The 12,779-nt window shown below is 60.9% G+C and carries 14 protein-coding genes; 12 read left to right on the top strand and 2 right to left on the bottom strand.

The features are described 5' to 3' along the window. Positions 1 to 52: 52 nt before the first annotated feature. The 4 genes from ACVOLQ_RS04660 (at position 53) to ACVOLQ_RS04645 (ending at position 3,269) form a co-directional block, all read left to right on the top strand. Positions 53 to 376 carry a DUF2834 domain-containing protein gene (locus tag ACVOLQ_RS04660; RefSeq protein WP_481527252.1) on the top strand — a complete coding sequence of 108 codons (324 nt, stop codon included), beginning with the start codon at positions 53 to 55 and terminating at the stop codon, positions 374 to 376. A gap of 272 nt (positions 377 to 648) precedes the next feature. Continuing rightward, the gene (locus ACVOLQ_RS04655) at positions 649 to 1,119 is read left to right on the top strand and encodes a TIR domain-containing protein (RefSeq protein ID WP_481527251.1); all 471 of its coding nucleotides are present in this window, start codon (positions 649 to 651) and stop codon (positions 1,117 to 1,119) included. Positions 1,120 to 1,128: 9 nt separating this feature from the next. Then, positions 1,129 to 1,992 carry a DUF4231 domain-containing protein gene (locus ACVOLQ_RS04650; protein WP_481527250.1) on the top strand — a complete coding sequence of 288 codons (864 nt, stop codon included), beginning with the start codon at positions 1,129 to 1,131 and terminating at the stop codon, positions 1,990 to 1,992. Between the two features lie 176 nt (positions 1,993 to 2,168). Then, complete coding sequence (locus tag ACVOLQ_RS04645) at positions 2,169 to 3,269, top strand: hypothetical protein (RefSeq protein WP_481527249.1); 1,101 nt, start codon at positions 2,169 to 2,171, stop codon at positions 3,267 to 3,269. Between the two features lie 154 nt (positions 3,270 to 3,423). Here ACVOLQ_RS04645 and ACVOLQ_RS04640 read toward each other — a convergent pair whose 3' ends face one another. Next, on the bottom strand, positions 3,424 to 4,398 hold the full coding sequence (locus ACVOLQ_RS04640) for a GlxA family transcriptional regulator (protein WP_481527248.1): 975 nt from the start codon (positions 4,396 to 4,398) through the stop codon (positions 3,424 to 3,426). Between the two features lie 104 nt (positions 4,399 to 4,502). Here ACVOLQ_RS04640 and ACVOLQ_RS04635 point away from each other — a divergent pair, with 104 nt between their 5' ends. From ACVOLQ_RS04635 to ACVOLQ_RS04600, 8 genes are all read left to right on the top strand, one after another. After that, complete coding sequence (locus ACVOLQ_RS04635; protein WP_313643011.1) at positions 4,503 to 5,051, top strand: cysteine hydrolase family protein; 549 nt, start codon at positions 4,503 to 4,505, stop codon at positions 5,049 to 5,051. Between the two features lie 104 nt (positions 5,052 to 5,155). Next, positions 5,156 to 5,548: a hypothetical protein gene (locus ACVOLQ_RS04630; RefSeq protein WP_481527247.1), complete on the top strand. Its 393-nt coding sequence runs from the start codon at positions 5,156 to 5,158 to the stop codon at positions 5,546 to 5,548. Between the two features lie 453 nt (positions 5,549 to 6,001). After that, complete coding sequence (locus tag ACVOLQ_RS04625) at positions 6,002 to 6,913, top strand: STM4015 family protein (protein ID WP_313643013.1); 912 nt, start codon at positions 6,002 to 6,004, stop codon at positions 6,911 to 6,913. A gap of 22 nt (positions 6,914 to 6,935) precedes the next feature. Beyond that, positions 6,936 to 8,045, top strand: a complete 1,110-nt coding sequence (locus tag ACVOLQ_RS04620; protein ID WP_481527328.1) for an STM4014 family protein — start codon at positions 6,936 to 6,938, stop codon at positions 8,043 to 8,045. After that, positions 8,038 to 8,853 carry an STM4013/SEN3800 family hydrolase gene (locus ACVOLQ_RS04615; RefSeq protein ID WP_481527246.1) on the top strand — a complete coding sequence of 272 codons (816 nt, stop codon included), beginning with the start codon at positions 8,038 to 8,040 and terminating at the stop codon, positions 8,851 to 8,853. Before ACVOLQ_RS04620 ends, ACVOLQ_RS04615 begins: the two co-directional genes overlap by 8 nt. Next, entirely contained in the window at positions 8,850 to 10,211 is a 1,362-nt protein-coding gene (locus tag ACVOLQ_RS04610; protein ID WP_481527245.1) for an STM4012 family radical SAM protein, read from the top strand. Before ACVOLQ_RS04615 ends, ACVOLQ_RS04610 begins: the two co-directional genes overlap by 4 nt. Positions 10,212 to 10,218: 7 nt before the next feature. After that, positions 10,219 to 11,082, top strand: a complete 864-nt coding sequence (locus ACVOLQ_RS04605; protein WP_481527244.1) for an STM4011 family radical SAM protein — start codon at positions 10,219 to 10,221, stop codon at positions 11,080 to 11,082. A gap of 28 nt (positions 11,083 to 11,110) precedes the next feature. Then, entirely contained in the window at positions 11,111 to 11,548 is a 438-nt protein-coding gene (locus tag ACVOLQ_RS04600; RefSeq protein WP_481527243.1) for a hypothetical protein, read from the top strand. A gap of 108 nt (positions 11,549 to 11,656) precedes the next feature. Here ACVOLQ_RS04600 and ACVOLQ_RS04595 read toward each other — a convergent pair whose 3' ends face one another. After that, entirely contained in the window at positions 11,657 to 12,634 is a 978-nt protein-coding gene (locus ACVOLQ_RS04595; protein WP_481527242.1) for a zinc-binding dehydrogenase, read from the bottom strand. Positions 12,635 to 12,779: the final 145 nt, after the last annotated feature.

Below are 12,779 nucleotides of genomic sequence, written 5' to 3'. Positions count from 1 at the left end.
CCAAGCGATAATCCAAGGCAGAGACGCCCAACCGAATCAGCCGGAGAGCAACATGCGGTTTGTTTACCTACTTCTCTGCGTCGCAGGCACCGCCCTGCCCCTCGCGCAGTTTGTGCCATGGCTATCCGCTAACGGCCTCAATGTGCCGCTACTGCTGCAGCAGGCGACGTCCAGCGACATTGCAGCATTCGCTTGGGCGGATGTACTGATCTCGGGGCTTGCGACCATTGCGCTTATCTGCGTCGAGGGACGCAAGCTAGGGATGCGTCGTTTGTGGATGCCGTTGTCCAGCATTGTGATTGGCCCATCGCTGGCACTACCGCTATTTTTATATCTCAGGGAACGCCACCTCGCAACAAAGAAGGAAGAACCCTGATCGTCCCGATAACAGAAGGTCGACGCAGCAGCCATTGACTCAACTCACTGGGGTGCACGGTGCTGCCATAAGCACTTTCACGAAAAGAGCGGTCATCGAGTTCCAGGACAGGACAAGACAGGGAGCATATGGAAACGTAAGAGCGCCTCCAACTCCTCCCCCAAACCAATCTCTCCTGCCGACGCTAAACAGAGATTCTCTGAGGCAGGTAGTGGTTGAAAACCTAACAAAATGCAAATATATGTGGATCAATCAGCACAGGGGATCGGGAAATGGGACTTCCTAGGACGTTCGTCAGCTTCAGCAGCACCGATATTCGTCACTACTGGCTCATGCAGGCCTGGAAGGCGAACGAACATATTGATTTCAACTTCACCGACTGCCAGCTCGATAAAGAGATCAACTCTGAGAGCGAGGCATACATCAAGACCAAGTGTCGCGAGCGGATAAACATGGCAGGTACCTTCGCGGTCCTGATCGGGCAGGACACCCGCAGCAAGCATAAGTACGTGCGCTGGGAGATGGAAGTCGCAATCGAGAAGGGCTGCCGCATCATTGGCATCAACCTCGACGGCTCCCGAAAGGTCGTTGACGCGACCTGCCCGCCGATCATTCGGAATATAGGCACCATCTTTGTTCCCTTCTCTCCGAAGATCATTGCCCATACTCTGGAGAATTGGGTGAAACAGCCTAACGACGACTGGCACTACAAGGACGAGATCTACAGACAGTTGGGATATTGAGGCAAACACATGCACGAGCAGGACTTTCCAGCCCTCTACCGTTCTGCTGACGAGCTCTCCCTCGCTTCGCAGACGCAGTTCTTGCTAGCCTTGAAGGTACACCTCGTGACTCTCGTGATCGCTGCAATCCTGTCGATTATCAGCATCCCGCACTGGTCGGTTGCAGCCCTCCAACTCGGCGCCCTGCTCGGCGCCCTCGGCTGCTCGGTCTACCTATTTGCGCTCAGGCCGGAAAGGCTCTGGTACGCGGGTCGAGCGGTCGCGGAGTCCATCAAGACCATCACATGGCGCTATGTCTGCCGTGCTGAGCCGTTCCATGGAGATGACGCCATGGCCCGAAGCGACTTTCGCCAGAAGCTTAAGGCGGTCGTCGAGCAGAACCGCGATGTCGTCCAATCACTCACTGAGCACTTGGATGGAGCCCAGATAACGCCTGTCATGGATCAGATGCGAGCCGGAGATCTTGAGAAACGGCGCGCGACCTATGCAACCAGTCGGATTGGTGATCAGCTCACTTGGTACGCAAAGAAGGCGGCCTTCAATCGACGTAAGTCGAGAGGTTTTTTCTGGGCTTTGATTGCCATTAACTCGATTGCAGTCGTCTGCGCTATTGTCCGGATCGCCAGCCCAGATCAACCCTTCTGGCCTACCGACATTTTTGTAGCTGCCGCAGCTAGCTTGTTGAGCTGGATGCAAGCAAAGAGGTTCTCGGAACTTGCAAGCTCCTACGCGCTCACGGCCCACGAAATTGGTCTGATCAGGGAGCAGTCTCTACTTCCCGACACCGACGAAAAGTTTTCACTTTTTGTGGGTGATGCCGAGAATGCATTTTCCCGCGAGCATACCCAGTGGATAGCCAGGAAAGACGTCTAAATTGCTCAGAGATATCTAAAGAACTGGTGGGGCGTGGCAAAAATATGCTTCGGCATGAACAAAGGGTTGCACCGAGCCCTCTTTATGCGATCGAAAATCCGCCATTGCAAACTTAACCATATATTCAAAATTTAACCAACGCGGAGGGTTAGCCGTCCGCAAAAGAGGGGGAAGCAATGGTTCGAAAGAAGACTGGCCCCGTACTGCCGGTAGTAATCAGTGAATCCGTTGATGAAGCGCAGGCTGTAACGTCCCGCGGACGCACTCTAGTGTTCATCAGCCATGATAGTCGTGACGCAGATTTGGCTGAAGCTTTCGCCAATCTTCTCTCTGACGTTAGTGCAGGCACGATGAAGTCATTCCGGTCATCTGATAAAAAAGGAACGTCTGGAATCGAGTTCGGAACGGAGTGGTACAAAGCCATCATGTCCCAGCTCGGCGACGCAACAGATGTTGTTGCACTTCTCACCCAGCACAGTATCGATCGTCCATGGATTCTGTATGAGGCGGGAGTGGCTAAGGGCAAGCTCGACACGAATGTGCTTGGAGTGGCAATGGGAGTGCCGCTTGAGAAGGTAAGCACTGGACCTTTCGGTCAGTTCCAGAACTGCGGAGATGACGAAGACTCGTTAACGAAGCTTGTTATCCAATTGATCAGGAGAAATCCCGAAGCATCACCTCGGGAAGAAGCTGTAAGAATGCAGGTACGGGTTTTCCTTGAAGGAGCGGCAAAGCTAAAAACAACCAAGGGCAAGCCGACACCCCAGACTGGTGCAGACGACTCCGGTGTGGCAAAGCTCTTCGAAGAAGTGAAAGTAATGGTTCGGGAGCTTCCCGAAAGAGTCGATGACAGGGTGCGCTCAGCGACGAGGCGAGGAGGCATTAAGCGAGTCCGTCGCTTACATCCCATGATGTTCGAGGAGTTGCTATTTCATCCCGTGTTTCGCAAAGGACGCGGAGGACCCGCCGCAGCTTGGCTGCTGTCCATTTCCTTAATGCGGGACGATTTTCCTTGGCTGTACGAGCTTGGATTGGATCTCTACCATGCTCTTCGCAAGGGCAGCATGAAAGAAATCTCTGAGGCACGCCGCAACTTCCTAGCGATTAGCGAAGCGACCATGCACGGGCCGTTTCTCCGTGAAATGTATCGCCCTGACGACGAGGAGGTTTTCTTCATGATCCAGCATCTTCCTCAAATGATGGAACGTTTCCTTGATCGGACTTCTATCAACACAAGCGTCGCGAAGTCTCCCAAAGGAGCTATGAGTGATATCTAGCGACTTGTTCAAGCCGACGCCGCTTCGCGACACCTTCTTAACTCCGACATTGAACGACCGTTTGTTGCTCAAAGCGGTCGAAAGAGCACCCGGAAGCTGCCGATGAGAGCAAGAAGAATAGAGCGGTTCTTTCGTTCCACTCACCACTACTCAATCACCGCCCACCAAACCGCCTCCGATACTCCCCCGGCGACAGCCCCACAATCCGACTGAACACCTTCCGGAACGAGCCTGGGTCGCTGTACCCCACGTCCCAGGCAATCCGCTCCAGCGGCAGGTTACTGGTCTGCAGCATCTCCCGTGCGCGGGCCACGCGTACGCGTTGGCAGTATTCGGTGGCGGTCATGCCGGTGGCTTTCTGGAAGCGGCGCAGGAAGGTGCGCTCTTCCAGCCCTGCGCGTTGTGCGAGTTCGGCGGATGCGACCTGTTTGGCATGGGTGTCGTGCAGCCATTGCTGCACGGCCAGCACTGCGGCGTCGCCGTGCGTCAGGCGTGGCGAGAAGCTGCTGTAGTAGCGCTGCTGGCGGCCGGGTGGGTCGATCAACAGCGTGCGTGCCACATCCAGCATCACTGCGGCGCCGAGGTAGCGGTCTACCAGCCGCAGGCCGAGGTCGGTCCAGGCCATGGCACCGCCTGCGCTGAAGATGTCGCCGCCGTCGATGAGCATCTGGTCCACGTCCAGCGTCACGTCCGGAAAGCGCGCGGCCAACAGGTCAGCGTATTGCCAGTTGGTGGTGATGGTGCGGCCGGCCAGGCGCCCGGTTTCGGCCAGCAGGAATGCGCCGGCGCAGACCGATGCGAGCGTGGTGCCGTCGTCGTGCAGTGCGCGCAGCCAGCCCAGGTAGGGCGCGGCGGCTTCGGTGGAAATCGGCGGTTGCATGCTGGGCGGCAGGATCATTACCTGCGGTGTGCCGCTGGGCGACTGGCTTGAGCTGTAGACGGCCTGCGGCGCTTGGCCGGGCACCTCAATGCGCCAGTGCGTGACCTGCAGCTCGGGGGCGGCGGGTGCTGCGCGTTCGCTGGCGAGCCTGCCGGCCAGAGCGAACAGGTCGGTCAGGCCGAGCACCGCCGCCAGCTGGGCGCCGGGATACAGCAGGATTCCCACTTGGATGTGACCGTCGGTGCGCATCTGTCGGTACAGCCCTCAAGAATGTCGGTAGCGCCTCTTCGTGGTGGCAGGCTGGTCGCGGAGACTTCTCCCACACCATTCAACCACCCATCAGGGAGCCGTACATGAGCAAGCGCGCCATTATCGTCGTCGATCTTCAGAATGAATACCTTGCCACCGGCAAGCTGCCCTTGGTGGGCATTGATGCCGCCACTACCAATGCGGTGCGCGTGATTGCCGATGCGCGGACCAAGGGCGTGCCGGTGCTGCATGTCCGCCATGAATCCGCCAGCAGTGATGCGCCGATCTTCGTGCCGGGCTCGGATGGGGTGCGGATCATGGCCGCTGTCGCGCCCATCGGCGATGAGCCGGTGATCGTCAAGAACCACGTCAATTCGTTCCGCGATACCGATCTGAAGCAGCAGCTTGAGGCGCGTGGGATCGAGGACGTGGTTGTGCTTGGTGCGATGAGCCATATGTGCGTGGATGCGGTGGTGCGTGCGTCCGCCGACATGGGCTATGCGGTCACCGTGCTGCACGACGCCTGCGCCACGCGTGACCTGGAATTCAACGGCGTTGTGGCGCCGGCTGCGCAGGTGCATGCGGCGATGATGGCGTCGTTTGAGTTCGGGTATGGGCGGGTGCTTGCTACGGATGTGTATTTGGCGGAATGATTTTGTGCGGGATGGTTCTGACGATGGCTTTCAACTGCGTGTGTCTGGTACAACGCGGCACGGCGTTGCGGAGCAACGCTGGCCCGAACTACTGGACTTACACAATGCAACTCAAACCATCTCGCCTGGCTGCCCTTCTTCTGTTGGGCGTTGCTGCGCCGGCTTCTGCCGAAACGACCATCTGCAAGATCGAGGGTGATTCGATTGGCCCGGAATTGATCTCCTGGGACACCAAGACGCAGCGGGCGCAGGTGAAGCTTCTGGGCGAGGACTTGCAGGGGAAGATGACCTGGAAGCGGAAGCACGATGATCTTGGCGACAAGGTCAATTTGAGCTTTACGCCTGCTGATCCGCTGTTTGGGGATGAGTATGAGTTTGTGGTGTTCCCTACCGAGAGTGGGCATCGGGTGATGGGGGTTGGGTACAAGTACTACAACGGGGTTAAGTATTTGAATATCAGCCAGGGGAATTATGTGGCTGTTTGTAGTTCGTTGTAGTTCTGAAGCTGGTTGCTTGGTTTTGTGGGAGGTGGGTTGGCTGCGAAGCTGGGGGTGCTTGATCTGCTGGGTTACTGCGTAGAGCACCCCTCCCCAACCCTCCCCTGCGCTGCGCGCAAGGGAGGGGGCTGGAGCTGGCTTCGCTTTGAGCTGCTGCGTAACTGGCGCGCTTTTGTAGGAGCGGCGTGAGCCGCGAAGCTGGGATTGTTTGCGCTGCTGGCTTGCTGCGGAGAGCACCCCTCCCCAGCCCTCCCCTGCGCTACGCGCAAGGGAGGGGGTTGAGCTGGCTTCGCCTGGTTCTTCTGCGTGCTTGTTTGCGCTTGATTGCTGCGTTAGCACAGGATGATTACGGAACGACGAAGGCTGTATGCCTTCCATCGAACGTGATGCATTGCTGCCAGCATTCGCATCCTCTCGGTTATGCTACGGCACCATTTCCGGCAAGGACGTACCGTGACCATTGGCGAATACACGCAGGTTTATCGTGGCAAGAAAGTCGTTGACTTCAAGATGGGGGGCTCGGCCGTAGCCGGCGATGTCGCTTACCGCTTGATGCAGGAATACGACAGCGACGAGAGCCAGGAGGAGCTGCTGGCCAATTTCTTCGAGCAGGTTGATCCGCAGTCGATTGAAGTGCTGGTCATCGGCGCATGGGATGAAGCCTCCGGCGAGGGCCCGCAGGGCCTGATCGATGGGTTGATTGCGCGCCGTGCCGAGCTGGGCAACCTGAAGGCGCTGTTCGTGGGCGACATGACCTACGAAGACTGCGAGATGTCGTGGATCAACCAGATCTCCTACAACCCGCTACTGGAGGCCTTCCCGGGCTTGGAGTCGCTGCGTATCCGTGGTACCTCCGAACTTGAATTGCAGCCCTTCACACATGCGTCGCTGCAGGAACTGGCGATCGAGAGCGGCGGCCTGCCGAACGAGATCGTCATTGCCATCGCCAACTCCACGCTGCCGGCCCTGCGCCATCTTGAGCTGTGGCTTGGCGATGACGGTTATGGCTTCGATGGCGATGTGGCGGTCTACCAGCGCCTGTTGTCGGCGATCGGGCCGGAGCGCCTGCAGTACCTGGGCCTGCGCAACGCCATGATCAGCGACGAACTGGCGGTGTGGCTGGCCGGCGAGCCCTGGCTGGGCACGCTGCAGACGCTGGACCTGTCGCTGGGCACGATCGGCGATGTTGGCGCGCAGGCGCTGTGCGAGAGCCCGAACCTGGGCAGCCTGCAGCGCATCGACCTGAGCCATCACTACATTTCCGCAGCCTGGCAGCAGAAGCTGCAGGCGCTGCCGTGCACGGTGGTGCTGGACGATCCGGAAGAAGAAGACGACGGCGACCGCTACGTGGCGGTGTCCGAGTAAGGCGAAGATGGCCAATTGGCTGTTGATCGGCCCGCGCTGCAGCCGCCGTATCGGGTGGCTGCAGCGTGCCCTGCACGATCAGGGCGCGCCTGCAGCGCATGTGTTCGATTACGAAACCCTGCTCGCCGAGCCTGCACGCCTGCTTGAGGCACTCGCGCAGGCGCCCGGCGCCATCGTCAAACTGGAGTCACCCGGCGAAGCACCTGCGCTGCATCAGGCCTTGGTGCTGCGTGGCTGGGAGTTGTCCGGCGCTGCCGCCGATGCGCCCTTGCCTGCCGCGCATGGCGAGCTGGTGCATCAGCAGTTCTGGTATGCCGGCTTTGCCGATGTGCTGGCGTCGCTTCCGACGGGGCCGCATTACCTCAATGCACCGGCCGATCTGGCCTGCATGTCGGACAAGCTCCGCTGCCAGCAGCTGCTGGCCGATGCGGGCGTGGCGGTGCCGCCCTTGTTCGGTGCAATCAGCGGCTACGAAGATATGTGCGCGCGGCTGCGCGATGCGGCCTGTCAGCGTGTCTTCATCAAGGCTCGCTACGGTTCGTCCGGCGCGGGCGTGCTGGCTTACGCGCGCAACCACGATGGACGCGAGGTGGCCTATGGTTCGGCGGAGCTGGTGGAACAGGACGGCCGCTGGCGGGTGTTCAATTCGCTGCGGCAGCGCCGTTATGACCGGCACGGCGATATCGCACGGTTGGTGGACCTGCTGGCCGAGCAAGGCGCCTACATCGAGCGCTGGATTCCCAAGCCCAGCGTGCCGGGCAGCGATGGCCGCCGCTATGACGTGCGCGTGGTCGCGCTGGATGGCCAGCCACGGCAGCGGGTGGCGCGGATGAGCGCGGGTGCGCTGACCAACCTGCACCTGGGCAATGCGCGCACGCAGCTGGAAGCACTGCTGGATGCCGATGCCATCCACCATCTGCAAGCTGCCACGGTGAAGGCCGCGGCTGCATTTCCTGCCAGCCGCATGATCGGCTTCGACCTGATCGTGCGCGGCACGCGCAGCTGGGTGCTGGAAGCCAATGGCTTCGGTGACCTGCTGCTGGACCTGCGCCATGACGGGCGCACCACCTACGAAGACCAGGCGCTGTTGGCGCCTACGCGTTCTGCCATCAACGAGTACGCCCATGCTTGAGACCCGCTTGCCCGACATGCACCGCATCGTCGGCAGCCATGACGTGGTGATGATCACCCTGGATGCGCTGCGCTTCGATGCGGCCCAGCGCTGCTTCGAGCGCGGCGAACTGCCGGTGCTTGCGCCGCACCTGCCGGCCGATGGCTGGGAGCTGCGGCATACGCCGGGCAGCTTCACCTATGCGGCGCACTCGGCGTTCTTTGCCGGCTTCCTGCCCACGCCTGCGCAGCCGGGCCCGCATCCGCGCCTGTTCGCGCTGGAATTTGAAGGCAGCGAGACCATCGTGCCGGAAACCTTCGTGTTCTCCGGCCGTGCCGATATCGTCGGTGGCTTCCGTGACCAGGGCTACCGCAGCATCTGCATTGGCGGCGTTGGCTTCTTCAACCGCCGCAATGCGCTGGGCTCGCAACTGCCAGGCCTGTTCGAGGAAAGCCACTGGCAGCCCGAGCTCGGCGTGACCGCGATCGACTCCACCGCGCGCCAGGTAGCACTGGCCTGCGAGCGCCTGCAGGCCGCGGGCGACCAACGCTGCTTCCTCTTCATCAATGTCTCGGCCATCCACCAGCCCAACCGGCATTACCTGCCCGATTGCGACGCGGATGGACTGGACAGCCACTGCGCCGCGCTGCGCTACGTTGATGGCGAGTTGGCGGCGTTGTTCGCGGCCTTGCGTGCGCGTGGGCCGGCCTTCGTGATCCTCTGTTCCGACCATGGCACCGCTTACGGTGAGGATGGCTTCCACGGCCACCGCCTCGCCCACGAGACGGTGATGAACGTCCCCTATGCGCATTTTTTGTTGAGCCCATGACCGTCCATCGTTTGTCAGAGCTGCTGCGGCTCGAGCCCTATCAGGCTTATTCCTACTCCTACCCGCACAAGTCAGCGTACCGGCCGATCACCCAGCCACCGCTGCTTGCCGATGCCTGGGCGAACGAGCCGCGTGATGCGCTGTTCCTGTACCTGCACGTGCCGTTCTGCAGCTACCGTTGCGGCTTCTGCAATCTGTTCGCGATGGCACGGCCGGCACCGGCGCAGGTGGAAGCCTATCTGGCGCAGATGGAGAAGCAGTTGCGGGTGACTGCCGATGCCTTGGGTGAACACCGCTTCGTGCGCTTCGCGCTGGGCGGCGGCACGCCTACCTATCTGGATGCGCCGCAACTGCAGCGGCTGTTCGACTTCGTGCAGCGCCACGCCAACATCGACCTGCATTCGATTCCTGCTGGCATCGAGGTGTCGCCGGAAACGGTTGACGCGGCGAAGATGAAAATCTGCCGCGACGTCGGCATCGACCGCGTCAGCATGGGCATCCAGAGCTTCAGCGATGCGGAAGTGCGCTCGCTGGTGCGGCCGCAGCAACGCGCGGTGGTCGAGGAAGCCATCGCGCAAATTCGTGCGGCGGGTATCCCAACGCTCAACCTGGACCTGATCTACGGCATTGCCGGGCAGACCGTGGCCAGCTTCCTGACCTCGATCGACAGCGCCCTCGCCTTCCAGCCGGAGGAGCTCTACCTCTATCCGCTGTACGTGCGCCCGCACACCGGGCTGGACCGCATCGGTGCGAAGGAAGGCGGCAAGCGCTCGTTCGTCATTCATCCCGAATCGGTGGACAACCGCCTGGCCCTGTATGAAGCCGGCCGCGAGCGCCTGCTTGCCGCAGGCTATGAGCAGGTCTCGATGCGCATGTTCCGCGCGGCCAACGCGCCGGACTCCGGCGGGCCGGCCTACTGCTGCCAGAGCGACGGCATGGTCGGCATCGGCTGCGGCGCCCGCTCGTATACCAGCGGCCTGCACTACTCCAGCGAGTACGGGGTCAGTCGGCGCTCGGTGGCAGACATTCTTGCGCACTACCTGGAACGCGATGAGGCCTCGTTCGCCCACATCGACTACGGGGTGCAGCTCGATGAGGACGAGCGCCGTCGCCGCTTCGTCATCCAGTCACTGCTGGCGCAGCCGGGGTTGGATCTTGCGCAATACCGCGAGCGCTTCGGCACGGAGTGCTTCGACGACTTGCCGCAGCTGGACGAGTTGTTCGAGCAAGGCTTGGCGACGCGCGAGGATGCACTGGTCGCGTTGAATGACACCGGGCTTGCCCGTGCCGACACCATCGGTCCGTGGCTGATCTCCGCCGGCGTGGCCGAGCGCATGCGCGACTATCAGTTGGATTGAGCCGCGCATGCATCTTTCCATCCTCTATCGCGGCCGGCTGAGCAGTTGCAACTACGACTGCCCGTACTGCCCCTTCGCCAAAACCTACGACACCCGCGCCGCCCTGCGCCGCGACGCCGAGGACCTTGCGCGCTTCGTCGATTGGGCGGAACGGCAGACGATGGAGCTGTCGGTGCTATTCACGCCCTGGGGCGAAGGATTGGTGCGCCGCCACTACCGCGACGCAATGGTGCAGCTGAGCCATATGCCGCACGTCCGTCGTGTGGTGATCCAGACCAATCTGTGCATCGGTACGCGCTGGCTGGACGAGGTCAATCTCGACAGCTTCGCGCTGTGGTGCACCTATCACCCGGGGCAGGTGACCCGCGCCGCCTTCCTCGCCCGCTGCGATGAACTGGCCCGGCGTGGCGTGCGTTACACGGTTGGCATGGTGGCGATGCGTGAGCACCTGGATGAAATCCAGCTGCTGCGCGGGGAGCTGCCGGACAAGGTGCCGATGTGGATCAACGCCTACGACGAGCGCCCTGCCGGCTATTACAGCGATGCCGAGATCCAGCAGCTGCAACGCGTGGACCCGCACTTCCTGTTCAACCTCGAACCCTCGGCAAGCCTGGGCGCACCCTGCTTCACCGGCGAAAACGTGGTGTCAGTGGACGGCGATGGCAACGTCAAACGCTGCCACTTCGTCGCCGAGCCGTTGGGCAATCTGTACGACGGCAGCTTTGCGGCCCAGCTGAGACCGCGTGGCTGCCCGAACCAGCGCTGTGATTGCTACATCGGCTATGCGCACCGCAAGGATCTGCCGTTTCAGCGGGATTATCCAGCGGGGGTGCTGGAGCGGTTTCGGCCTCCGTCAACACCAAGAATTTGATCTCACCCATCGAATAGAGAGCTCATAGATGAAGAAGCGACTTATCGCACTACGTGGCCCCAGCAATGTGGGAAAGAGCACGACACTGCACATCCTGTACAAGTTGCTCTTGGCACACCCGTATACCAAGCCAATCAGTTTCGAGATGATCGGGCGAAAGATAGATTTCAGTGCGATCGTTGCCATTAATGGCGTAAAGGTTGGCATCGTCAACCGAGGTGATGTGTCAGCCCCTTTGAGGGGGTTTATTGATGAACTCGCCGCCGAGCACTGCAAGATCATCGTGTGCGCAGCTCGCACAAGGGGCGATTTTGGAGCGATGCTGGATTCCTTCAGCCCAGGATTCAAGTTGGTTACGGTACCCAAATACAAATCCAAAAATGACGAAGTTGAAGCCTTGATTCTTGAAAATCAGGGCACAGCTCACGAACTTGCGGCGAAGATCTATTCAGCTCTCACAGATTGATTGGTTTGCGCGCCATCCATTGATGCCGTTGGCTGTCATTGAAGAATGGAAAAGCGACCCTGGACGCATATTCAAGGTCGCCTCTCCACATCGCTCTGACGACCAAAATCAGGGGCGCAACAACACTTTGCCCTTTCGTCCGGGCAGCAAGCTCGCCGTCACCGCCTTGGCAACGTCACCCAGCCCGTAGATCGCCTGCACCGGCAGTTCCAGCTCACCACTCAGCACACGCTGAAGCAGCTCGCCTACCAGTCGACGCTTGTTCTCCAACGACATCTGCTGGCTGACCTTGCTGCCCCAGAAGCCCTTCACCGTGGCCTGTTTGAAGATCAGGTCGCCTGAGGGAATCTGCATGGCTTCGCCGGCCATGGTGCCGAACGAGACCAGCGTGCCGTTGTCACCCAACAGTGACACCAGATCCGCGCTGGCCTGGCCGCCGATGGAATCGACGGCGGCGTGTGCCAGCGTGTCGCCAAGCAATGCCTGTGCGCGCGCCTTCCAATCCGGCTGGGTGGTGGACAGCACGTTGTCGATGCCAAGCGCTTTGAGCTCATCGACACCGGCATCGCGACGCACGAGCCCGAGTACGTGCACGCCGCGTGCGGCGGCGAGCATGGCCAGGGTCTTGCCGACCGCACCGTTGGCGGTGTTCTGCACGATCCATTGGCCAGGTTCGGCCTGCAGGAACTCCAGCAGCATCAGCGCGCTCAGCGGCATGGCGATCAGCTGTGCTGCGGCTTCATCGGCGATGCCGTCAGGCACTGGAATGACCATGCGTGCAGGCGCGATGAAGTATTCGGCCCAGGTGCCGTGCACCGAGGCGGCCATGACGCGCTGGCCGATGGTGATGCCCTCGACGCCCTCGCCCAGTGCTTCAACGATGCCTACCGCTTCACTGCCACCGATGGCTGGCAAGGTGGGCTTGTAGCCGTACTTGCCGCGTACGGTCCACAGGTCGTGGTTGTGGATGGGCGCAAGCAGGGTCTTGATCCTTACTTCGCCGGGGCCGGGCTGCGGGATGGTGCTGTCGCCCAAGGCCAGCACGTCGGCGGGTTCACCGAAGGTGGTGTGGATGGCGCTGCGCATGTTTGTCTCCTGTTGCGGGTTAAAACCGGGGTGGGCGGGGGGGGTTTGGGAGACAACCCCCCAAGGGCCCCGGTTTTGGGCGGGGGTTTGTAGGTGAAAAAGTGGCGGGTGTGTGGGGCCCCCCAAGCCCAAAAGGCCCGGGCGG

This window comes from Stenotrophomonas sp. STEN031 (genome assembly GCF_056759975.1).
This window is presented reverse-complemented; position numbering and strand designations above follow the sequence as displayed.

Excerpts from the sequence above, each read along its gene's own strand:
- ACVOLQ_RS04660 (WP_481527252.1), top strand. The coding sequence starts at position 53 with ATGCGGTTTGTTTACCTACTTCTCTGCGTCGCAGGCACCGCCCTGCCC.
- ACVOLQ_RS04655 (WP_481527251.1), top strand. The coding sequence starts at position 649 with ATGGGACTTCCTAGGACGTTCGTCAGCTTCAGCAGCACCGATATTCGT.
- ACVOLQ_RS04650 (WP_481527250.1), top strand. The coding sequence starts at position 1,129 with ATGCACGAGCAGGACTTTCCAGCCCTCTACCGTTCTGCTGACGAGCTC.
- ACVOLQ_RS04645 (WP_481527249.1), top strand. The coding sequence starts at position 2,169 with ATGGTTCGAAAGAAGACTGGCCCCGTACTGCCGGTAGTAATCAGTGAA.
- ACVOLQ_RS04640 (WP_481527248.1), bottom strand. The coding sequence starts at position 4,398 with ATGCGCACCGACGGTCACATCCAAGTGGGAATCCTGCTGTATCCCGGC.
- ACVOLQ_RS04635 (WP_313643011.1), top strand. The coding sequence starts at position 4,503 with ATGAGCAAGCGCGCCATTATCGTCGTCGATCTTCAGAATGAATACCTT.
- ACVOLQ_RS04630 (WP_481527247.1), top strand. The coding sequence starts at position 5,156 with ATGCAACTCAAACCATCTCGCCTGGCTGCCCTTCTTCTGTTGGGCGTT.
- ACVOLQ_RS04615 (WP_481527246.1), top strand. The coding sequence starts at position 8,038 with ATGCTTGAGACCCGCTTGCCCGACATGCACCGCATCGTCGGCAGCCAT.
- ACVOLQ_RS04610 (WP_481527245.1), top strand. The coding sequence starts at position 8,850 with ATGACCGTCCATCGTTTGTCAGAGCTGCTGCGGCTCGAGCCCTATCAG.
- ACVOLQ_RS04605 (WP_481527244.1), top strand. The coding sequence starts at position 10,219 with ATGCATCTTTCCATCCTCTATCGCGGCCGGCTGAGCAGTTGCAACTAC.
- ACVOLQ_RS04600 (WP_481527243.1), top strand. The coding sequence starts at position 11,111 with ATGAAGAAGCGACTTATCGCACTACGTGGCCCCAGCAATGTGGGAAAG.
- ACVOLQ_RS04595 (WP_481527242.1), bottom strand. The coding sequence starts at position 12,634 with ATGCGCAGCGCCATCCACACCACCTTCGGTGAACCCGCCGACGTGCTG.